Here is a 20,924-nt window from a genome sequence, read left to right on the forward strand (position 1 = left end):
TCTGCGCCTCGGCGCGAGGAGTTCGACCATGCTTTCCGACCTGGCGTGGCTGCCCAAGGCCCCGGCGGACTTCCGCGAGCGGGTTCGTGCGCTCCGGGCCGAGGTCGCCGCACCCGCGGACGGCCTGTACGAGCGTGCGCTCACCCTCGCGACGACCGCGCTGGACGAGAACCAACTGGGTCAGCTTTCCAAGGTGGTGGCTGAGCTCGCCGCCTCGCCGAAGGCGCCGCCGCAGTTTTCCAAGGTCAAGCTGGGCCTGCTGGGCGACGGCACCCTGTCGCTCCTTTCACCGGTGATCGCGGGCTCGGGCGTGCGCCATGGCCTGCTGCTGGAGGCGATCCAGGGTGATTACGGCAGCGCCGTGCAGCAGGCGATGGATCCGGGAAGTTCGCTGCACGCGGCCGGCCTGGACATGCTGCTTGTCGCGACCGACGCGCGGAGCCTGGGCCTGAACCGCTCTGCGGAGAGCCTCGAGACCGCCGATCGGCGCGTCGCGGCGGCCTTCGCCCAAATCAAGCTGATCGTTGAGGGCTTGAAGCCCGCAGTCGCCGCCGCGGTGATGGTCCAGACGATCGTCCCGCCGATCGAGCCCCTGTTCGGCTCGTTCGACCGCGTGGAGAAGACGTCCGGCTACGCCATGGTCGCCGAACTGAACGATCGCCTCCGCGACTGGGCGGCCGAGGGCGCCGTCGTGCTCGTGGATATCGCAAGGCTCGCCGGAACCATCGGCCTCGAGCGCTGGGACGCGCCCGGCCACTGGCACGCGTCCAAGCTGCCGTTCGCGCCCGAGATGGCGCCGGTGTACGGCGACGTGATCGCGCGGACCGTGGCGTCGCTTCGCGGGCGGGCGCGCAAGTGCCTGGTGCTCGACCTGGACAACACGCTCTGGGGCGGGGTCATCGGCGACGACGGCGTGGCCGGGATCGCGCTGGGCCAGGGCTCTGCCGCGGGCGAGGCCTTCCTGGAGATCCAGCAGACGGCGCTGGAACTGCGCCGCCGCGGCGTGGTGCTGGCCGTCTGTTCGAAGAACGAGGAGGCGGCCGCGCTGCTGCCGTTCCGCGAGCATCCCGAGATGGTGCTCAAGGAAGACCACATCGCGGTCTTCCAGGCCAACTGGACCGACAAGGCCGCCAATCTGAAGGCCATCGCCGAGACGCTGAACATCGGCGTCGACGCCCTGGTGTTCCTCGACGACAACCCGGCCGAGCGCGCACAGGTGCGTCGCGAACTGCCCGTGGTCGCCGTGCCGGAACTGCCCGAGGAGCCTTCGCTCTATCCGCGCCTGCTGATGGCGGCCGGCTATTTCGAGGCCGTGGCCTTCACCCAGGACGACCGCGACCGGGCCGCCATGTACCAGGCCAACGCCGCGCGCGCCGCGGCGGTGCAGGCCTCGGGCGATCTCGACAGTTACCTGGCCTCGCTGGACATGGTCTGCACCATCCGGCCGGTGGACGCGGTCACCCGCCCCCGAGTGGCGCAGCTCATCAACAAGTCGAACCAGTTCAACCTGACGACCCGCCGCTACACCGAAGCGCAGGTCGAGGCCGCCGAGGCGGATCCTCGTCGGCACGCCAGCCAGATCCGGCTGGTCGACAAGTTCGGCGACAACGGGATCATCTGCGTCCTGATCGCCGACCGGGCCGGGGACGCATGGGAGATCGACACCTGGCTTATGAGCTGCCGCGTGCTGGGGCGGCGCGTGCAGGAGGCGGCGCTGGCGCACCTTGCCGGAGCAGCCCGCGCCGACGGCGCGAAGAAGCTGGTCGGCCGCTACATCCCGTCGCCGAAGAACGCCATGGTGCGCGAACACTACGCCAAGCTGGGCTTCACCCAGACGAGCGAGACGGTCGAAGGCGAGACGACCTGGGAACTGGATCTGGCCGCCTACGAGGCTCCCAGTCTGCCGATGGTCATCGACGACTTGGGCGCGCAACCCCTCGCGGCGGCGAGCTGACCGTGGGCCAGACGGCGCCACTCTCCGACGTTGAGAAGCGCTATCCGGCGCTGGATCGTCTGGTGAAGACGGTCGTAGACGTATGGCCTGAACACCGCAGCTTTATCGACAAGAGCCTGGCGCCTCGCACCGAAGCTGTGCTTCAGGCCAGTGACAGGATGGCGGCCGCGGTCCTGGAACTGACGGCCGGCAGTGAGCGGGAGCACGCGGAGAACTACCACTGGCTCTGCGAGCGGATCAAAGAGGAAGAACTCGCGTTCGCCCGTACCGAGCGCTACCGCTACTCGACGTTCGCCGAGACCAACGCGCACGTCTACTCGGACCCCGAGTTCATGCACCGCTACATGGACGGGCTGCTCTACAGCCACGTCCTTTGGTTTATGCACCTGTCCAGCCTGCACTTTTTCATCCAGCGGCTGGGTGCGCGGGTGAAGGCTGGTGGGCGCGTTCTCGAGGTCGGCTCGGGCCATGGCCTGCTGCTCTACCTCTGCCTCAGCGAGTTGAAGATGGGCGAGGCGACGGCCTGGGACCTCAGCCAAGCCTCCCTGGATCAGACGAGGGCGGCGCTGGCCCGGCTGGGCGCGCTCGACAACGCCAAGTTCGCTGTGCAGGACATGCACAAGGCCGAGCCGGACGGCGAGCCCTTCGACCTGATCATCCTCAGCCACCTGCTCGAGCATCTTGAGGACCCGGTCGACGCGCTGAAGCGCCTCAAGCCGCTCGTGGCCAAGGGGGGCTACATCTACGTGAACGTGCCGCTGAACGCGCCGATGCCGGACCACCTGATCCTGCTGCGGACGCCGGATGAAGCCGCACGGCTGCTCGTCGACGGCGGGTTCCGCGTGGTGGAGGCGTCTGCCCACACGACCCAGGGCGTCACGTTGTCCCGGGCGCTCAAGCAGCGCACTGCCGTAACGTGCTCGATCATCGCCGAACCGGCGTGACGACGGCCGACAAACCCGAAAAACGGTAGCGAGCCCGGATGCTCTTCAACTCCATCGTCTTCATCTTCGGCTATCTGCCGGCCGTGCTGATCGGGTATTACCTGATCGCCGCGTCACCGCTGCGGCCGCTCCGGATGTGGTTCCTGGGCGCGGCGTCGCTGTTCTTCTATGGCTACTGGGCGCCGAAGTACGTCCTGCTGCTGCTGTTCTCGATGGCGGTGAACTACCTCGTCGCGATGGCGATCAGGCGTCTGGAGGGGCGTGACCGGCTCAGGCTGGCCAGTGTGGTCTTCGGCCTGCTCTTCAATCTCGGCCTGCTATTCTATTTCAAGTACTTCAACTTCTTCATCGACAACGTGAACCTAGTCACGGGGCTGGACATCCACCTCGCGAAGATCGTCTTGCCGCTGGCGATCTCGTTCTTCACGTTCCAGAAGATCGCCTTCCTGTTCGATCTCTACCGTGGCCGGATCCAGTTGGGCTCGGTAGGCGACTACGTGGCGTTCGTGCTGTTCTTTCCGCAGCTTATCGCCGGTCCCATCGTCCACTATTCCGAGCTGGAACCGCAGCTCAAGACGCCGCCACGGTTGAACGCGGCGACCCGCAACATCCTGATCGGCCTTACGATCTTCGGCATCGGCCTCTTCAAGAAGACGGTGCTGGCCGACACCTTCGCGCTCTATTCCAGCCCGGTGTTCAATGCGTCGGCCGACGGCGTCTCGCCGACCTTCACGGGCGGCTGGATGGCGGCCGTGACCTACACGCTGCAGATCTATTTCGACTTCTCCGGCTATTCCGACATGGCCATCGGCCTGGCCCGGATGTTCGGCGTGCTGCTGCCGCTGAACTTCCACTCGCCGCTACGGGCCACCAACATCGCCGACTTCTGGCGGCGCTGGCACATGACGCTCAGCCGCTTCGTACAGAGCTACATCTTCCAGCCGATCCAGGTGCCGATGGCGCGCTTCGCGGCCGAGCACACGAAGAGCCGCCTGGGCAACTTCGGCGTCGCGGTTGCGATCCCCACGTTCGTGTCGATGGTGATCATCGGCGTCTGGCACGGGGCGGGCTGGAATTTCCTCATCTTCGGCGCGCTGCAGGGCAGCTACATGTGCCTCAACGAACTCTGGACCTTCCTGCGCCGCAAGAAGCGGAAGAAGGGAGCCGTGCGACCGTTCTACCAGACCGCCTTCGCCCACTTCCTGACCGTGGCGAGCTTTGTCGTCTCCAGTGTTCCCTTCCGGGCCAAGGACGTGGCGGTCACCATGGATTTCTACGGCGCGATGTTCCCTATTGCCGGACTGCGCGCGCACGGCTTCGACTGGGTGGGCGCCGTGCCGTTCGGCGCGGCCGGCGTCCTGGCGGCCATGGCCGTAGGCTGGGCGATCATCGCCTTCCTGCCCAACACCCAGCAGTTCATGACCCGCATCACGCCCGCTCTGGAGTGGGAAAAGTGGGGCAAGGTCGATCCACCGCCGGTCAAGCTGGCCTGGAAGCCGACCGTGGGCTTCGTCGCCCTGACCAGCGTGTTCCTGTTCCTCGGTATCGCCTTCATCATGCGGGGCACCACCGAGTTCATCTACTTCAACTTCTAGGGTCCGATCATGTCGTCGAAGGATCTGAACGAAGCTGAAGCCACGGTCGAGGCGACCTTCGGAGCCCGCCGCGCCAGCCCTCTGATCGTGCTGCTGCTGGCGGCCGCTGCGGCTCTGTGCGCGCTGGTCAGCCTGCTGCCGCACAACGCGTACGTCCGCTTCCAGCAGCTTCGCGACACTATCCAATTCCACGCCCAGTGGGTCTACGAACGCATCGAGCTCGACCCGACGCCCATCGACATGGCCGTGGTTGGCAATTCCCGCCTGGAAGCGGGGGTCTCGGCGCCCGAACTGCAAGCGCTGCTGCGCGCCCAGGGCCAAGGCGGCCTGCACGTCGCGAACCTGTCGATGCCGCAGGAAGGGCGCAACATCCACTACGTCATCGTCAAGCGTCTGCTGGAGAAGCATCCCGAGGTGAAGACGCTGATCGTCTCGGTGGTGGAGCAGCAGCCGCGTACGGGCCACCCGGCGTTCCGCTATCTGGCCGACGCCGACGACGTGGCGCTGGCGCCGATGTTCGTCAACATGGACTACGCCGGCGACCTTGCGACGCTGCCCTATCGCCAGATGTCGCTGTGGGCGCAGAGCCGGGCGCCCGAGGCGTTCGGCGACACGGCGACCCTCTCCAAGGCCTACGAGGGTACGGACCGCGACACGACGCTGACCTTCACCCTGCCGGACGGCCGCGTCGTGGATCGGGACCGCATCGTCCCCCTGCCCAAGATCGCCGCGGACGCCGAGGCGGTGATCAACAGCGGTCACGGCCAGCTCCTGCCGGCGTCGATGATCGACACCGAGTACGCGATCGAGCGCACCTACACGCGTCGCATCGCGGCGTTGGCGAAGGCGCACGGCGTGCGGCTGATCTTCCTGCGTCTGCCGGTCTATTCTGACACGCGACCGGTCGCCGACGAGCCGTTCTATCGCCAGTTCGGCCAGGTTTGGACGGCCGACTTCCTATCGAGCGACTACACGCTCTATTCGGACTACGGCCACCTGAACCGGCGGGGCGTGAAGATGCTCACCCCGTGGCTGGCCGAACAACTTGCGAAGCCCCCGGAGGCCCAGCCGTGACCTTGCCCGGTCTGTCCAACCTCAGCCTGCCGCAACTGGGCGGCGGGCATCCCCCGCTGCATCACGTGGGCATCGTGCAGATGTCCGAAGAGGACGTACAGGCGATGATGGCCGTGCTGAACCTCGAGGAGGATTATCGTGGCTACGTGCCCGAGTGGCACGCGCTCTGCATCTTCACGAAGGTCAGCTCGGGCTCGCCGATCGAGTTCGTAGTGCCGGACGGCGGGCCGCTGCTGAAGTTCAACAAGGGCATGGGCGGCCTGCACCACATCGCCCTGGAGGTTGAGGACCTGGAGGCCACCGCCGCCGAACTGGCGAAGCAGGAGATGAGGCTGCTGGAGCCGAAGCACGTGAAAGGCGCCGGTAACTTCCTCTGCAACTTCCTGAGCCCGGTCTACACGCGCGGCCTCACGGTCGAGTACGTGCAGGTGCTGCCGGAATGACGGCGCCGCGCGTCAGCGTGGTGGTCCCGCACTACCGCGACCTCGCGGGCCTGGACCGCTGCCTGTCGCGTCTCACGTCGCAGACCTATGCCGAGCCGTTCGAGATCGTCGTGGCCGACAACAACTCGCCGGAGGGCGAGGCCGCGGTGGCGGCCGTCGTGAACGGTCGGGCCCGCCTGGTGGTCGTCAAGGAGAGGGGCGCCGGTCCGGCCCGTAACGGCGGCGTGGCCGCGGCGACGGGCGAGATCCTGGCGTTCACCGACTCCGACTGCGTGCCCAACACGGACTGGCTGGAAACCGGGCTCACGGGCCTGCAACGGGCCGACATGGCCGGCGGCCGGGTCGACGTCTGGTATGAGGACTCGCGTCGCATCACGCCGGCCGAGGCGTTCGACGTCCTATTCGGCTTCGACAACCGGCTTTACTGCGAGAAGAAGCATTTCTCGGTCACGGCCACGCTGTTCTGCCCGAAGGCCATCTTCGAGAAGGTGGGCGGATTCCTTCCCGACGTGTCGGAAGACGCGGAATGGGGCCATCGGGCGCATGCGGCCGGCTATAGCCTGGCCTATGTCGACAAGGCGTTGGTCATGCACCCGCCGCGGCGCACCTGGCCTGAATTGCTGACCAAGTGGAAGCGGATCGAGGCCGAAACCTACAAGCTGCACCGCAGCTACGGGCGTTCGCGTCTGTCATGGCTGGTGAAGTCGCTGGCGATGCCGTTCTCGGCGGTGGTCCATTCGGCGTCGGTGATCGTGGACAAGCGCCTGCCGGTCCATGCCCGGCCGTTGGCGGTCTACATGCTGTTCAAGGTCAGGCTCTGGCGGGCCTGGAACGGCCTGCGCCTCCTGTACGCCGATCGCGAGGGCTAGCGCGTACTCGGCAGATCCGCGGGTCGGCGCGCGGATGATCGTCTGAGCGGGACGGACCCTAAGCCGTCCGCCGCGCTGCGAGCCAGCCTCGGGCGAGGCCGACGAACTGGGCGATCACGGTCCTCTCCATGCGGATGAGCTGGCCCGCCGCGAGCACTGTCGACACAAGCAGGACCAGCATCGCCGCGACGTTGCCAGCGGGCACGGCATAGGACCAGGCGACCGCCAGGAGCGAGCACACGGCCAGCATAACCAGTCGTCCGCTCTCCTGGATGAGCGAGACGTGGGTGGCGCGGGTGAGGAGGGCCAGGGTGGTGAGCAGCGCCACATACTCGCCAATCACGAAGCCGATGAGGATGGCCTCCAGATTGCGGGTCATCAGCATGGCGACGGCAGCGATCGGCAGCGCCAGCAGGCGCGAGGCATTGTCGAACATAGCGATGGTGGTGCGGCCCTCTGCCAGGGCCACCGTCACGGGCCACAGTCGCAGGAAGCGCGCGCCTTCCAACGCGGCGAGCAGCGCGAAGATGTCGGCGCGCTGGGCGTACTCCTGCCCGAACAGGATGGGCGCGGCGACGGGGCCCACGAGGGTGAAGCCGGCCATCATCCCGACGGAGAGCAAAAGGGTGCGTCCGCCGAGCCGGCGGCTGGCGGCGTTGAACGCCGCCGGATCGTCGCGGGCCGCCGCCATCTCGGGCAGATGGATGTTGGACATGAACCGCAGGATCATGTTCGCCGGGTAGTAGATCAGCAGCATGATCGCGCTGTACTTCCCGAGCTCTGCCGCGCCCAGGAAGCCCACGAGCAGGCGATCGCCCTGTCCGCCCAGGAACAGCAGCAGGCCGTTCAGGAACAGGGGCAGGGCGAAGCGGCGGAAGGTCTCGGCCTCGGGCTTCGAATAGCCCCACGCGTAGCGCCGTTTGGCCACGAGTTGGGAAATGATCACGGTGGCGAGCCCGCGGACAGCCAGACCATAGACGATCGCCGTATGGTCGCGGGTGATGTAGGCGGCGATGCCGGTCGCGATCAGGCTGGTCACCTCGGCCACCACCTGCGACAGGCTGGCGGCCCGGAAATCGCCGGTGCGCTGGTAGCGATAGACGTCGAGGTTCACCAGGCCGCCGATCAGCGGGACGACCGCCAGGGTCGCGACCGAGAAGCCAAGGCCGGGGTTGATGTTGAGCAGGCCCATCGCCACGCCAGTCGCGACGAGGGCGGCGGCCAGGAACGCCCCGCGCCCGAAGAGGGCCAACTGCACGGTCTTCTGCATGGTCGGCGCGTCGCCCTTGGCGTCCTGCACCATGAAGCGGTCGGCGGCCGTGTCGGTGACCGACTCGAAGAACTGCGACGTTAGGATCAGCATGGCCGCGAGGCCGAGCTGCTCAGGGCCCAGGAGACGCGACAGCAGCACGTACCGCAGCAGGGCGGACGCCTGCGCCACGAGGTTCGCCGCGAAATATATCTTTGCGCCGCGGGTCACCGGACGATGGACCGCCCGTCAAGCCTGGCAAGAAAGCGCTCTCGACCCACCGACCTCAACCACCCCCTGGGCCGCACCGGGTGCGACGCGGACTCGAACCATAGACGATTGGTTCGACCGGTGTGTTACCAATCACCGGCCGGAACGGCAAAAGGGGCCGGCGCGTGCGCCGGCCCCTCAGCCCCGGGAACACCGCCCGCAAGGGCGGCGCCCCTATCGTTACAGCCAGAAGTCGCCCTGCGAGACGCTCTTCACGCCGTCGAGCCACAGCTTGAAGTCGGCGACGCCATCGCCGTTGGTGTCGCCCATCACGCATGCCGATCCGCCCACCACCTCGTAGCGCAGTTCGCCCGCGACCTTGTGGAAGCTCTGCGTGCCGATGAAGGCGAAGGCCTGGTCGCCGGACTTCAGCGTGTTGGCGTCCATCATGATCAGCGCGATGTGATCGCCCTGAGCCGACGAGAAGTCGGTGATGTGGTCCGTCACCGCCGTGCCGAGGTCGCCATCGATGAACGCGAACACATCCGCGCCGAGGCCGCCCGACATGGTGTCGGCCCCCGTCTCGGCCTGCAGGGTGTCGTTGCCGCCGCCACCCGAGATCGAGTCGTTGCCGGCGCCTGCGGCGATGAACTCCACGCCTTCTCCGCCGAGGCCGGTATCATTGCCCGCGCCCAGATAGAGGGTGTCGTTCCCATCGCCGCCCGAAACGTAGTCGTCGCCCGCGTTGCCTTGCAGCAGGTCGTTGCCGCCCAGGCCGCTGATGGTGTCGTTGCCGTCTTGGCCGACGATGCGGTTGTCGAGCGCGTTGCCCGTTCCGACGCGGGCGCCGTCCTTGAGGAAGAGCTGTTCGACATTGTTCGGCAGCGTGTAGTCGACGCTTGACCACACCAGGTCGTTGCCGCTGTTGGCGTCCTCGACAACCGTGTCCCGCGCGGAGCGGACGTAGAACGTGTCGTCGCCGCCGCCGCCGTGCAGCGTGTTGTTCCCCAGGCCGCCGCCGATCAACTGGTCGTTGCCGCCGCCGCCCTTAAGCATCGTGGACTTCGTGCCATCGACCGCCAGATAGTCGGCGCTCTCGCCACCGGAGATGGTGATGACCTGGGCGATGACGGCGTCGATGGCCTTCACCGTCAGCGTCGCGGCGGTGGCGAAGTGGGTGGTCACGCTGGCGACCAGAGCCGTGTCCGTGCTGTGGGCCGCAAGGTAGGTGTCGAGGGCGGCCTTGCCCCCGTCGGTGGCGGCGGCGATCTGGGTGTTGCCGCTGCTGACGAGCCCGGTGTTGGTCGCCCCCAGCCCGAACTCGGTGGCCTTGTTGTTCGTGACGGTCACGCCCGTGCTGGTGCCGACCGAGATCCAGGACCGCTGATCGACCAGCCCCGCCACAGTGTTGTTGGTGATCTTGACGTTCTCGGCGTGGTTCACAGTGATGGCGTTATAGTTTGCGCCAATGACGATGTTGTCGGAGATCGTCACGTTCTTATAGGGGTAGATCTCCTGCTCATCGCGGAAGAAGATACCCTGCGTGGGCTGGCCCGCGCCGCGCATCACGATATTGCCGGTGATGACGATATCGCTGGCCGAAGACTTCGCGTTCGTCGTCCAGAACTGAATCGCGTCAGGGTGGTCGCTTTCGATCGGGTAGAAGTCACGGAACTGATTGTTGGTGATCGTCACATGCGATGAGCCGCCGCCGCGGACGCCATCCGAACGGATGTCGTGGAAGTAGTTGTTGGAGACGGTGACGCCGTCGCTGTTCTGATGGCCCACCGCGAACGAAACCTGCTGGAATTCCGAGTTGGTGACAGAGACGTTCTTGACCTCCTGGAAGACCAGACCCGTCTTGTCGTTCTGCGGATTCCCGTCCAGCGACCCGTGCATATTGATGCGGTCGAAGTTGATGTTCGACGATCCGAAGATCTGATACGTCCCGTCTTGCTTGGTCGGGTCGACGTAGAACTCGAGGCCCTTGAAGGTGACGCCGGACGAGCCGTTGACGATCAGGCCGTTGATCGTGGCCTGGTGGGCGGGGTCGGCCGAAGTGATCGTGATGTTCCCGGCGACCTTGATGTTGTAGAGGACGACATCCGAATACTGGCCCGCCGCCAGCTTGATGGTGTCGCCAGATTGGACCGTGCGCAGCGCCGAACTCAGCGCCTGCGTGCTGTTGACTGTGATTTCCACAGCTCTCTCCATCGACCGAAGTGGGGACGGCCTTGCTTGGCCGCCGTTGTCGCCCTTGAGAGAGAGGGTTACCGGAGCGATGTTTCGAAACCGAGAATGTTGACGGTTAATATTGTATTTGATTCAGAATTCCTTAAGCAGATTTATAGCTTAGCCGTGGTGGGAGCTACGAATTCGAGGCTCTTGCGGCCGTCGGCGCTCGCGTCTTAGTGTCCGCCTGGTAAGCATTTTCGGCCCTCAACAGCCGCGTTTCCGAGAAGTCCGCCGATGGAAGCCCTCTTCCTGCCGTTCCTGGCGATCTCCCTGCTGGTGATCGTCGTCTACGGCTTCCGCAACAATCAGCCGGCGCTCGAGGAGGACGAGGTGAGGGCTGTGCGCCCGCTGCTTCGCCTGCTGCGGCGTTCGGAGGAGGGACTGGCCGAAGACGACCCCGCCCTGCGGCCTTTCGCTCCGGAGGTCGCGCACGCCCTCGCCAAGGGCTACATCCGCCGGTCGGGGCGCGGCCTGCTGGTGCTTACCGAGGTGGGCGATCGCCTGCGCCGCACCGGCAAGCTGACGGCCGCGTCCGCGTAGCTCCGACCGTCGCGCCGCCTCAGCCGACGATGATCGTGCTGGCGATGAGGGTGGACATGGAGACGCCCGCGAGGATCACTTGGCCGGCGCTCATGGTGATGACGGTGTCGCCGCCGACCTGGGCGACGCTGTAGGTCGTGCCGGGATCGAGCAGGACCCGGTCGCCCTCGTTCACATTGAAGTCGATGACGCGGTCGACGCCGGCGTCGGCCGAGGAGTGGAACATGTCGGCCCCCGGGCCGCCGGTCATGGTGTCGTCGCCGCGGTCACCTGAGACGAAGTCGTCGCCGCCGCCGCCGCTCAGGCTGTCGTTCTGCTGGCCGCCGCGGATCGTGTCGTTGCCCGCGCCGCCGTCGCAATAGTCGTCGCCCAGGTTGCCGTAGACGAGGTCGCCGCCGTCCTCGCCGAACAGGCGGTCGTTGTCCTTGCCGCCCACGACCCAGTCGTCGCCCAGTCCGCCCGAGGCGGTGTCGTTCCCCATGTTGCCGTTGATGTCGTCGAAGCCCGAGCCACCGGTGATCTGGTCGTCGCCCTCGTCGCCGCGCAGGTAGTTCGAGCCCGACTGCTCGACGATGGTGTCGGCCCCCTGGCCGCCGCCAACCGTGTCGTTCCCGGCGTAGGCGTAGAGCCTGTCGGCCGCGGGGGAGCCCACGAATTGGTCGTCGCCGACGAACAGGCCTGCCTTGGCGGCGGCGTTGTCTCCCGCGGAGACCCAGCCGCGGAACGCGGCGGACGATACGTTCAGACCCGCGATATCGTAGGCGAGGCCGGCATCCACGCTCACGACGATGCGCTGGATCGTCCCGGTCGATGGCGGCCCCGATGAGCCATAGGTGAACCCCGAGCCGAAGATCTGCGCCGTAACCCCCGAGATGCTGAGGGAGACCGAGGTCGGCGTGGCCGCGCTTTGCGTCGCGCCGGCGAGAGGGCCCAGATCCAGCAGGTCGAAGTCGACGCCGAGCGAGCCGGCCGTTAAGGTCGCCATCCTGCCCCCCTAGGCTGCGGTCCTTCGTCCTGGCGAGCGGAAAGTCGCTGGCCGACGGACGCGAAACAAAGCAGCGTGTAAACCACCGTTACATCGGAGACGTAAACGCTTCCGGCGGCAAGTTCCGTCGCGGACGTGGGGCAGCCAAGGGGGCTGGGGCGTGCAGGCAAGGGTGATCGCGACGCGCGGGTTGGCGCGCTGGGCCGCGCTGTTGGCGGCGCTGAGCCTGGTGGCTTGCAGCGGCGTGCGCACGACGGGCGCGGGCGATGCCCAGCCCACCGCGGCGGAGGCCTCGCGCTTCCTGTCCCAGGCCAGCTATGGCGCAACCGACGGCGCGATCAGCCAGGTGCGGACGACCGGCTATTCGCAGTGGATCGACCAGCAGATGTCGATGGCGGCGCCGCCCAGCCACCAGTCCGACCTGGAGGCGCGGCTAGCGACGCTACGCGCGGCGAACCCATCGGCGAGCCTGAGCGCCAACGACTTCTACTATTCGTACTGGGAACAGGCGATCACCGGGCCGGACCAGTTGCGCCAGAGGATGAAGTTGGCGCTGTCTGAAATCTTCGTCATCTCGCTGACGGACGCCAACATCGATGTCCGCGGCGCGGGCTCGTACTACGACATGCTCGGCGCCAACGCGTTCGGCAACTTCCGGACCCTTTTGGAGCAGGTGACGCTGCACCCGATGATGGGGATCTACCTGACCTGGCTGGGCAATCAAAAGGAAGACCCCGCCACCGGCCGGAACCCGGACGAGAACTACGCGCGGGAGGTCATGCAGCTCATGACCATCGGGCTCTACCAGCTCAACCTGGACGGCTCCGTTAAGACGGACATCTCCGGGCGGCCGATCGCCGCCTACACCGCCGACGACATCAGCGGCCTGGCCAAGGTGTTCACGGGCTACAGCTACTATTCGCCTGCGCCGACCAGCACGACGTTCAGGGGCGGGAACAAGGCCGCCGACGCCGCCGTGCGCTCGATGATCCCCTACGCGGCGTTCCACTCGACCAGCGCAAAGACGTTCCTCGGCATGACGATCCCCGCGACCACCACGGCGACTGCCAATCCATCCGGGGAGCTGAAGATCGCGCTGGACACTCTGTTCAACCATCCGAACGTGGGGCCGTTCATCTCCCGGCAGCTCATCCAGCGGCTGGTGACCAGCAATCCCAGCCCCGCCTACGTCCAGCGCGTCGCCAGCGTATTCAACAACAATGGGGCCGGCGTGCGGGGCGACATGGCGGCCGTGGTGCGGGCCATCCTGCTCGATGCCGAGGCGCGCAACGCCGGTACGGCGGTGGGGCTGAACTACGGAAAGGTGCGCGAACCCGTGGTGCGCATGGCCCACTGGGCCCGTGCGTTCGGCGCGACGTCCACGTCGGGCGACTGGCAAATCCCGTCGACGAGCGCCAACACATCGCTCGGCCAGTCGGCCCTCACCTCGCCGTCGGTGTTCAACTTCTTCCGCCCCGGCTACTCGCCGCCCAATAGCCGGATCGGCGCGGCGGGGCTGGTGGGCCCCGAGTTCCAGATCGTCGACGAGGTGACGGTGGCCGGCTACCTCAACACGATGCAGACCACGGTGGACGCGGGCATCGGCGCCACCGTGTCAGGCGCGCGCGATGTCCGCACGACCTATTCCGCCGAGACGGCCCTGGCCGCGGACGCGAACGCCCTGGTCGACCGGATGAACCTGCTGCTGACGAACGGCGCCATGTCGTCCAGGCTGCGCACGCGCATCGTCGAGGCGGTGAATGGGATCACGGTGCCGGCGACCAACCCTCAGGCAGCGCTGCTCAACCGCGCGAAGCTTGCGGCCTACATGACCATGGCCTCGTCCGAATACCTGGTGCAGCGATGAGCCGGACAATGGACCGTCGCCACCTCCTGCGCCTGGGCGGCGCGTTCGGCGCGCTGGGGACCGCCGCGCCGTTCGCCCTGCAGCTCGCCGCCGCGGGCTCGGCCGCCGGCCAATCCGCCCCAGACTACAAGGCGCTGGTGTGCGTCTTCCTCTACGGCGGCAACGACTCCCACAACATGGTGCTGGCCACCGACCAGGACTCCTGGGGCCGCTACTTCGCCGCGCGGAACACCGGCGCCGATCCGATCGCCCTGATGCCGGCCGGAACGCCCGCGACGCCGGTGGGACAGACCAACCCCGTGACCGGCCGGGTGGCTGACGCGGAGTCCCCGGAGGCCTGGGGCGGTGTCTTGCCCATCGCGCCGAAGACGGCGCAGGCGATCCCCGCCGGCACCAATGCCAGCAGCCGCACCTTCGCGCTGCATCCGTTCATGGGCTCTTTGCAGACCCTGTTCGGTCAGGGCCGACTGGCGGTGCTGGCCAATGTCGGGACGCTCGTCCAGCCGATCACCAAGGCTCAGTACCAGGCCAAGTCCGTGCCGGTTCCGACCAGCCTTTTCTCGCACAACGACCAGCAGTCCACCTGGCAGGCGCTTTCGACGGAGGGCGCCCGCACGGGCTGGGGCGGCCGCTTCGCCGATCTGGTCGCCAGCATGAACGGCCAGAACACCCTGTTCACCGCCGTCTCGGCGGCCGGCAACGCGGTGTTCCTGTCGGGCCAGTCGGTCGTGCAGTACCAGCTTTCGACCGGCAACCAGCCCGCGGTGGTGATCTCGGGCCAGTCGGGCTCAAGCCTCTTCGGCTCCAGCCTGGCGCCGTCGCGGGTGCGGGACCTCGTCACGGACACCGACCTGACCAGCAACTTCGCCGCCGACTACTCGACGGTCGTCGCCCGTTCGATCGCGGCCTCGAGCACGATCAACAGCGCGTTCACCCAAGCCACGGTGACCAGCGTGGCGACCGCGCCGACCTTCACCAACCCGATCACGGGCCGGACGGAAACCAACACCCTGGCGCTGCAGCTCCAGACCGTCGCGCGGATGATCGCCGCCAGCTCCAGCCTGGGCGTGCGCCGGCAGGTGTTCTTCGTCAGCCTGGGCGGCTGGGACACTCACGATTTCCAGAACACGACCCAGCCGAACCTCCTTGCCAAGGTCGCCCAGGCGCTCTCCTACTTCGACGGGGCGCTGTCGAACATCGGCGGGTTGGACCGGCGCAGCCAGGTGACGACCTTCACCGCCTCGGATTTCGCGCGGACGTTCACCACGAACGGCGACGGCACCGACCACGCCTGGGGCGGCCATCACTTCATCATGGGCGGCGCGGTTCGCGGCGGCGACATATACGGCCAGTATCCGACGCTCGGCGCTGACGTCAGCGGCTTCAACAATCCGGACAACATCAGCAACGTGACGATCCCGACCACGTCGGTGGATCAGTACGGAGCGACGCTGGGCCGCTGGTTCGGGGTCTCGGACGCCGACATCGACGTGATCTTTCCGCGCCTAAGGAATTTCGGGACGCGCTACCTGGGGTTCGTTTAGCGCAGCGCCAGCCAGGCCGCTCGAACGGCTTCGAGACGCTGGGGAACCGGCTGTTCCAGGTCGTGCTTCACTTCGAACGCCATGCCGGCGAGGTCGCCGCGCCGCCACTTGAGCACGACTTCGAAGGCCATGCCGGCCTGGAAGTGGATCAGGATAAAGCGCGGCGGGACCTTGTGGAGGTGCGAAAGCTCGATCTTCGCGCCGCTATCGCTGAGGTCCTTGATCAGGCAGTCGGCCCAGATGCCCAGCTTTTCGCCGTGCATGATCCGGCCACGCGCGTTTACGGATACGCGGGGTTCGGCTCGCCGGTCGAGGAAGGCTCGGGCGTTGTTCATCCGAATACCTAGCCACGAAAACGCTTTAGGAATGTTTCGACAGAGATGGTTACCGATGCGGCGCGTCGACGCGCCGGACACTACCTCGGGCGGAACAGCACTTCACTCACCCGGCGCGCGCCGTCCACCCGGTCGAGCTGGACGACGACGTCGATTACGCGGCTGACGTAGGTCTGCACCTTTTCCCAGCCCAGGTCGACGCCCGACGTGAGGGCCAGTAGGGCGATCTGGTCGAGGGCGCCGGCCGGACTGTCGGCATGGATGGTCGTGAGCGAGCCGGGGTGGCCGCTGTTCACCGCGCGAAGGAAGGCGAAGGCCTCCTTGCCGCGCAGTTCGCCCAGCAGGATGCGGTCGGGGCGCAGGCGCAGCGAGGCGGCCAGGAGGGCGTCTGCGTCCACCTTGGCCTCGCCCAGTTCGCCGCGGACTGCCACGAGCCCAACGCTGTTGGCATGATCCAGGCGCACCTCGGGCGCGTCCTCGATGACCACCAGGCGCTCGTCGCGGTCGATCTCCTTGACCAGGGCGTTCAGCAGGGTGGTCTTGCCGCTGCCGGTGCCGCCCGAGATCACGATCGTCTTGCGGCGCTTCACGGCCAGCTTGAGGAAGGTGTGCAGGTCGCCGCCCTCCAGGATCGCCTCCAGCTCGGCGTCGGCTTCGCGGGCCTTGGCGGCGTCGGTCCGGTGCGCGGCGTCGAACAGGCCGTCCTTGGCGAGGTCGGCGACCGAGAGGTCGGAGATGAGGTGCTTGCGTACCGCCATGGCGAGACCGCCGCGGGTGGCGGGCGGCGCGACCACCTGAACCCGCGCGCCGTCGGGGAGGGTTGCCGACAGCAAAGGCTGCTCGCGGTTGACGCCCTGGTGGCTGGCGGCGGCGATCTGGCGGGCGAGACGTTGCAGCGCCTGCTCGTTCAGCTCGTCGGCCGGCTCGCGGCACATGGCGCCGTCGGTCGTCTCGACCCACACCTCGCCAGGACGGTTGATCAGAACGTCGGTGACGTCCGGTCGCGACAGCCAGGGCGCCAGGGGCGCCAGATAGGCCGAGAGGTAGACGTTGGCGTTCATCGCACGACGCCCGAGAAGTCGAGGTCGCGCGCCACCGAGACCTGCACCGGGGCGCCTTGGGCGACCTTGATGGTGTCGGGCATGTCGATCTGCTTCTGCAGCGCGATGGCCGCGGGATTGCCGCCGCCCTGGCCGGCCGAGCCGATCACCAGCGTGGTGCTGTCGCCGTTGGTGGCGCTGTTGGCCAGGGCCTGGCCGCCGGCGCTGATCACCGTCAGCAGGATCGACGAGCCGAAGCGGCGGACGAAGTGGGTGTCGACCTCTCCGGCCAGGCCGCCGCGGCCCAGCTCGTCGGTCGCCGGGGAGCCGACGTCGATGGTGACGCCGGTGGGTGTGATGATCCGCGACCAGACGACGAAGGCGCGCGTCTGGCCGACGGCCGCCGCGCTCTTGTACTGGCCGACGAGCCGCGAGCCGCGCGGGATAAGCACCCGGCTGCCGTCGAAGCTGCGCACGTCGCGGCTGACCACGGCGCGGACCGCGCCCGGCAGGTCGGAATTGATCGCCGTCTCCAGGGTCGCCGGGATCACCGAGCCCTGCGGGACCACCCGGCCCAGATCGCGCATCTGGCTGGCCCGGGCCGTGTCTCCGAGGCCGCGCGTGACGCCGGCGGCGAAGCGCTCGTCGGCCGACTGGCGCACGTCGTTGGCTGGCAGCGGCGCGGCGGCGGTCGTGGCGGCCTGGGCCAGTTGGACGGCGTCGCCGGCGGGGGCGCCGGCGTTGCTGAAGTCGACCACGACGGTCGGAGCCCGCCAGTGGGCCTGCTCGGGATCGGCGGGCGGGGCCACCGACTGCATCACCACCGGCGGCGGCGCGGCGGTCGCCGGCGCGGGGACCGGAGCCGGCTGCGCGGCCGGCGCAGGCTGGGGCGTCGGAGCCGCGGCAGGCTGCGGCTGGGGCGTCTGCGCATGCGCCTCGCGGCTGCTGGCCAAGCCGTTGAACACCATCACGCCCAGCACGGCGGCGCCGGCAACGCCCGCCCAGACGGTCCAGGGCGAGTCCGGGGCTTCGACGCGGGGGCGCGCCTTGGCGGCCCGCGCAAACACGGGGCTGAGGGGCTGGTTGGAGATTTCGGTCTTGCGCGTCATCGCCGCCACCAGGGGTCCTTCTTGCGCTGCCGCAGCGCGCTGGCCTCCTCGATGCGGAAGCCGTCGTTGTAGATGCGGGTCACCTCGCCGCCGCGACGCAGGACGAAGCCGCGGGCCACTCGGTCGGCGACGACGTAGCCGTCGCGCTGGCGGGTGTTGACCACCGCCTCCGCGCCGTCGGCGTCGACGGCGAAGATGGCCGGCAGGTCCTCGCCCTGGCGGAAGGTGAAATAGGTGTCCAGGCCGTCGTCGAAGACCTTCACGGGCAGGGTGCGGCCCGAACCCTCGTACGAGTAGGCGGCGTTGCGCTCGACCGGCGGGGCCGGGGGCGGAGGCGGCGCGACATAGGCGACCACCGGCGGCGCATAGAGGAAACGCACGCTGAACGGTGCGTTCTTGGCGCCCGCGCGGGGGCGGAGCCCGAGTTCGAAGTTGTAACGCCGCAGGTTCGTGATGACCGTCATGTTGGTCGGCGGGCGCTGCGACATGGGCTTCAGGAAGAGCAGGTTCGCGCGCCGGTTCGGCGTCACCTGCCAACCGAGCGAGTCGCCGATGGCGACGTTCTCGATCTTCTCCGCCGGATCGAACTCGACCGAAAGCTGGTAGCCGAGGGCGACCTTGAGCTCGACGACTTCCTGAGGGTCGTACTCGACGACGTGGATGCGCGGGTCGCCGCCGCCAGGGTGGGGCGTGACGGCCAGGGCAGGGCCGGCCACGGTAAGGCTGGCCGCGACGACCAGGGGGGAGAGGGCTTTGAGGCGGATCATCGGGAAGCTCCCGCGCGGCGCGCGGTGAAGGCGGGGCGACGGTAGGTGTCGCCCAGGCGGCGGGTCTCGTCGAGGGTGACGGAGACGTTGCGGGTGGCGGCGGCAGACGCGGCGCTCGCCGCTGCGGCGGCGGAAGCCGTGCGGCTGCGCGAGGCGGCCTGGGCCTGGTCGCGTTGCAGGTCGAGCGCGAGGCGTTCGGCGCGCGAGGGCAGGGGGATCGTCTGCGGTCCGGCAGCCTGAGCGGGGGTGGTGGCGGCCCCCCGTGAGCCTTGATCGCCGTTCATCGTCGGCAACCGGAAGGCGAAGGCCATGACGCTGGCGCCGATCACCAGGGCGGCCTGGCCGGCGGCGAAGACGAAGACCAGGGCGGCGGCGCTCATGGTCGTCTGCGGGTCGAGCTGCAGACCAACGCGCTGTTCGCCCAGCGCGGCGACCCACGGATCGATGACGGAGAGCATCAGGACGATCAGCACCCAGGCGACCATCGGGATCAGCGCCGACGCGGTGATCGCCCGCAGCCAGCCGACGAACAGTCCGCGGGTGTAGGGGATCAAGGCCAGGACGATGAAGATCGGGCCTACGGCGGTCAGCACGCCGATCGAGAGCGTGGCGGCGGAGATCACGCCGGCGCTGGCGACGAACAGGGCGAGGGCGGCTCCGGCCGCCGTTTCTGCAGCGGCCGCCTGAGGACTGGAATAGCCCTTCGCGTTGGGGCCGGCGAGCTTACCGTAGGCGGCGGCGGTCTCGCTGAACTCCTGGTAGGCGGCCTGCAGGCCGTCGACCGGGCTGGCGGCGAGGCCCGTGTTGCTCGCCTCCTGCGTGGGGCCGGCGACGAGGCTGGCGATCTCCACCGGCGCGCGCGCGGCGGTGTCGAACACCAGCGTCTGGAACGTCGCCCAGCTCGTGACCAACGCCAGAATCAACCCGACCTTCAGGGCGATGCCGGGCGCATCCGCGAGCCGGACCGCCCCTTGCGCGAAGAGCATCCGGTAGCCGATCAGCGCCACGTAGATGACCAGCAGCGCTGTCAGGGCCGACTGGAACACCGACGAGCCGGTGGTCAGGGCCAGATAGCCGCCCTGGGCGTAGGCGCGCGTCTGGCACTCCACCGTGGCCATCACGCCGCGGATCACGCCGTCGTCCATCATGGCCGGGCAGGCGTTCATGCCGCGCTCCGGCCCTTGCGGCTGTCGCGCTCGTTCATGAAGGCGGGCAACCAGGCGGCCGGCTCGTCGCCGACCTGTTCGCGCAGGGCGTCGAGGCGGCGCACGGCGCGCTCGGTGCCGGCGAGGACGGCCAGTTCGCCCGAGAGGCCGGCCAGGTCGAGACGCGCCACCACGCTGTGGTCGCCGCGCTTGATCAGGAAGCAGCGCGAGGTGTCGGGCAGGGACCGGACCAGCTCGAACTCATGCTCGGTCAGGCCGAAGCCGTCGATGTAGTCGGCCGGCTTGGCGCGCGCGTTGGGGAAGAAGATCTGGGTCGCAGCCTGCTCGATGATCGCCGAGGCGATGCGGCTGTCCAGCGCGTCCGAGGCCGACTGGGTGCAGAAGCCGACCAGGCCGTTGCGCTTCCGGATGGTCTTTTCCCAGTCCTTGATGCGGCGGACGAAGACCGGGTCGTCCAGGACCTTCCAACCCTCGTCGACGATGAACATGGCCGGGTTGCCGTCCAGGCGCTGCTCCAGCCGGTGGAACAGGTACATCATCGCTGGAATGCGGATCGCGGGCGCGTCCAGGACCTTGGTCATGTCGAAGCCCAGGATGCGGGTCTCGATGTCCAGCAGGTCGTCGGCGTTGTCGAACAGCCAGGCGTGGTCGCCGCCCTCGCACCAGGCCGACAGGCGCGAGGCCAGGTCGCCGGCGTGCGGGCGCCGCGCGCCGCGGAACAGCTCGCGCAGGTAGCGCAGACGGCGGTGGCCGGGAGGTTGGGCGAAGTTGGCGTCGATCGCGTCGGCGATCATCGCCCGGTCCTCGGAGTCCAGCGTCTCGCCCTCGGTGGTGAGAAGCTGGGCCACCCAGTCGGCTAGGAAGGCGCGGTTGCCCGGCGTGTCGGGCAGGGCGAGCGGGTTGAAGCCCGTCGGCTCCCCCGGCGAGATCACGTCGTAGCGGCCGCCGATGGCGCGGATGAACGGCTCGGCGCCGCGGTCCTTGTCGAAATAGGCGAT

Annotated in this window: 17 protein-coding genes and 1 pseudogene; 9 read left to right on the forward strand and 9 right to left on the reverse strand. The window is 68.0% G+C overall.

Annotated elements, in window-relative coordinates; translation table 11 throughout:
- The first annotated feature begins 28 nt into the window (after window positions 1-28).
- From Q0L11_RS08840 to Q0L11_RS08865, 6 genes are read left to right on the forward strand one after another with little or no spacing between them, the layout of a single operon-like run.
- A complete protein-coding gene (locus Q0L11_RS08840) occupies window positions 29-1,954 on the forward strand; it encodes an HAD family hydrolase (protein ID WP_296596748.1) in 1,926 nt (641 codons plus the stop codon).
- Window positions 1,955-1,956: 2 nt separating this feature from the next.
- Window positions 1,957-2,898, forward strand: a complete 942-nt coding sequence (locus Q0L11_RS08845; RefSeq protein WP_296596749.1) for a class I SAM-dependent methyltransferase — start codon at window positions 1,957-1,959, stop codon at window positions 2,896-2,898.
- A 38-nt stretch (window positions 2,899-2,936) separates the two neighbouring features.
- Window positions 2,937-4,493, forward strand: coding sequence for an MBOAT family O-acyltransferase (locus Q0L11_RS08850; protein WP_296596750.1), 1,557 nt, complete (start codon window positions 2,937-2,939; stop codon window positions 4,491-4,493).
- Window positions 4,494-4,502: 9 nt separating this feature from the next.
- Window positions 4,503-5,567, forward strand: a complete 1,065-nt coding sequence (locus Q0L11_RS08855; RefSeq protein WP_296596751.1) for a hypothetical protein — start codon at window positions 4,503-4,505, stop codon at window positions 5,565-5,567.
- Window positions 5,564-6,010 carry a VOC family protein gene (locus Q0L11_RS08860; RefSeq protein WP_296596753.1) on the forward strand — a complete coding sequence of 149 codons (447 nt, stop codon included), beginning with the start codon at window positions 5,564-5,566 and terminating at the stop codon, window positions 6,008-6,010. The genes Q0L11_RS08855 and Q0L11_RS08860 overlap by 4 nt, the downstream gene beginning before the upstream one ends.
- The gene (locus tag Q0L11_RS08865; protein ID WP_296596754.1) at window positions 6,007-6,879 is read left to right on the forward strand and encodes a glycosyltransferase; all 873 of its coding nucleotides are present in this window, start codon (window positions 6,007-6,009) and stop codon (window positions 6,877-6,879) included. The genes Q0L11_RS08860 and Q0L11_RS08865 overlap by 4 nt, the downstream gene beginning before the upstream one ends.
- A 58-nt stretch (window positions 6,880-6,937) precedes the next feature.
- Here the strand turns inward: Q0L11_RS08865 and Q0L11_RS08870 are convergent, their stop codons facing one another.
- Window positions 6,938-8,359 (reverse strand): oligosaccharide flippase family protein, encoded by a 1,422-nt coding sequence (locus Q0L11_RS08870; RefSeq protein ID WP_296596755.1) that lies wholly within the window; start codon window positions 8,357-8,359, stop codon window positions 6,938-6,940.
- Window positions 8,360-8,578: 219 nt separating this feature from the next.
- Window positions 8,579-10,540 (reverse strand): right-handed parallel beta-helix repeat-containing protein, encoded by a 1,962-nt coding sequence (locus Q0L11_RS08875; RefSeq protein ID WP_296596756.1) that lies wholly within the window; start codon window positions 10,538-10,540, stop codon window positions 8,579-8,581.
- A gap of 267 nt (window positions 10,541-10,807) precedes the next feature.
- Between Q0L11_RS08875 and Q0L11_RS08880 the strand changes: the two genes are divergently transcribed.
- The gene (locus tag Q0L11_RS08880) at window positions 10,808-11,113 is read left to right on the forward strand and encodes a hypothetical protein (RefSeq protein WP_296596757.1); all 306 of its coding nucleotides are present in this window, start codon (window positions 10,808-10,810) and stop codon (window positions 11,111-11,113) included.
- Between the two features lie 19 nt (window positions 11,114-11,132).
- On the opposite strand, the gene Q0L11_RS08885 is transcribed toward Q0L11_RS08880, so the two are convergent.
- On the reverse strand, window positions 11,133-12,098 hold the full coding sequence (locus Q0L11_RS08885) for a calcium-binding protein (RefSeq protein WP_296596759.1): 966 nt from the start codon (window positions 12,096-12,098) through the stop codon (window positions 11,133-11,135).
- A 160-nt stretch (window positions 12,099-12,258) separates the two neighbouring features.
- On the opposite strand from Q0L11_RS08885, the gene Q0L11_RS08890 reads away from it, so the two are divergent.
- Both Q0L11_RS08890 and Q0L11_RS08895 read left to right on the forward strand, forming a co-directional pair.
- Window positions 12,259-13,965, forward strand: a complete 1,707-nt coding sequence (locus Q0L11_RS08890) for a DUF1800 domain-containing protein (protein WP_296596760.1) — start codon at window positions 12,259-12,261, stop codon at window positions 13,963-13,965.
- An 8-nt stretch (window positions 13,966-13,973) separates the two neighbouring features.
- Entirely contained in the window at window positions 13,974-15,509 is a 1,536-nt protein-coding gene (locus Q0L11_RS08895) for a DUF1501 domain-containing protein (RefSeq protein WP_296596761.1), read from the forward strand.
- Here the strand turns inward: Q0L11_RS08895 and Q0L11_RS08900 are convergent.
- The 6 genes and pseudogenes from Q0L11_RS08900 to Q0L11_RS08925 form a co-directional block, all read right to left on the reverse strand.
- The gene (locus tag Q0L11_RS08900; protein WP_296596762.1) at window positions 15,506-15,844 is read right to left on the reverse strand and encodes a PilZ domain-containing protein; all 339 of its coding nucleotides are present in this window, start codon (window positions 15,842-15,844) and stop codon (window positions 15,506-15,508) included. The genes Q0L11_RS08895 and Q0L11_RS08900 overlap by 4 nt on opposite strands.
- Before the next feature lie 80 nt (window positions 15,845-15,924).
- Complete coding sequence (gene virB11 / locus Q0L11_RS08905; protein ID WP_296596763.1) at window positions 15,925-16,905, reverse strand: P-type DNA transfer ATPase VirB11; 981 nt, start codon at window positions 16,903-16,905, stop codon at window positions 15,925-15,927.
- Window positions 16,902-17,993, reverse strand: a complete 1,092-nt coding sequence (gene virB10 / locus Q0L11_RS08910; protein WP_296596764.1) for a type IV secretion system protein VirB10 — start codon at window positions 17,991-17,993, stop codon at window positions 16,902-16,904. The genes virB11 and virB10 overlap by 4 nt, the downstream gene beginning before the upstream one ends.
- Window positions 17,990-18,760 (reverse strand): TrbG/VirB9 family P-type conjugative transfer protein, encoded by a 771-nt coding sequence (locus tag Q0L11_RS08915; protein WP_296596765.1) that lies wholly within the window; start codon window positions 18,758-18,760, stop codon window positions 17,990-17,992. Before Q0L11_RS08915 ends, virB10 begins: the two co-directional genes overlap by 4 nt.
- Window positions 18,757-19,926 (reverse strand): type IV secretion system protein, encoded by a 1,170-nt coding sequence (locus Q0L11_RS08920; protein WP_296596766.1) that lies wholly within the window; start codon window positions 19,924-19,926, stop codon window positions 18,757-18,759. Before Q0L11_RS08920 ends, Q0L11_RS08915 begins: the two co-directional genes overlap by 4 nt.
- A pseudogene (locus tag Q0L11_RS08925) lies at window positions 19,923-20,924 on the reverse strand (VirB4 family type IV secretion/conjugal transfer ATPase); the annotation flags it as partial. The gene Q0L11_RS08920 and the pseudogene Q0L11_RS08925, both read right to left, overlap by 4 nt.

The organism is Phenylobacterium sp., from assembly GCF_024508875.1.
Classification (GTDB): Bacteria; Pseudomonadota; Alphaproteobacteria; order Caulobacterales; family Caulobacteraceae; genus Phenylobacterium.

Excerpts from the sequence above, each read along its gene's own strand:
- Q0L11_RS08840 (WP_296596748.1), top strand. The coding sequence starts at position 29 with ATGCTTTCCGACCTGGCGTGGCTGCCCAAGGCCCCGGCGGACTTCCGC.
- Q0L11_RS08850 (WP_296596750.1), top strand. The coding sequence starts at position 2,937 with ATGCTCTTCAACTCCATCGTCTTCATCTTCGGCTATCTGCCGGCCGTG.
- Q0L11_RS08855 (WP_296596751.1), top strand. The coding sequence starts at position 4,503 with ATGTCGTCGAAGGATCTGAACGAAGCTGAAGCCACGGTCGAGGCGACC.
- Q0L11_RS08865 (WP_296596754.1), top strand. The coding sequence starts at position 6,007 with ATGACGGCGCCGCGCGTCAGCGTGGTGGTCCCGCACTACCGCGACCTC.
- Q0L11_RS08880 (WP_296596757.1), top strand. The coding sequence starts at position 10,808 with ATGGAAGCCCTCTTCCTGCCGTTCCTGGCGATCTCCCTGCTGGTGATC.
- Q0L11_RS08885 (WP_296596759.1), bottom strand. The coding sequence starts at position 12,098 with ATGGCGACCTTAACGGCCGGCTCGCTCGGCGTCGACTTCGACCTGCTG.
- Q0L11_RS08895 (WP_296596761.1), top strand. The coding sequence starts at position 13,974 with ATGGACCGTCGCCACCTCCTGCGCCTGGGCGGCGCGTTCGGCGCGCTG.
- Q0L11_RS08900 (WP_296596762.1), bottom strand. The coding sequence starts at position 15,844 with ATGAACAACGCCCGAGCCTTCCTCGACCGGCGAGCCGAACCCCGCGTA.
- virB11 (WP_296596763.1), bottom strand. The coding sequence starts at position 16,905 with ATGAACGCCAACGTCTACCTCTCGGCCTATCTGGCGCCCCTGGCGCCC.
- virB10 (WP_296596764.1), bottom strand. The coding sequence starts at position 17,993 with ATGACGCGCAAGACCGAAATCTCCAACCAGCCCCTCAGCCCCGTGTTT.
- Q0L11_RS08915 (WP_296596765.1), bottom strand. The coding sequence starts at position 18,760 with ATGATCCGCCTCAAAGCCCTCTCCCCCCTGGTCGTCGCGGCCAGCCTT.
- Q0L11_RS08920 (WP_296596766.1), bottom strand. The coding sequence starts at position 19,926 with ATGAACGCCTGCCCGGCCATGATGGACGACGGCGTGATCCGCGGCGTG.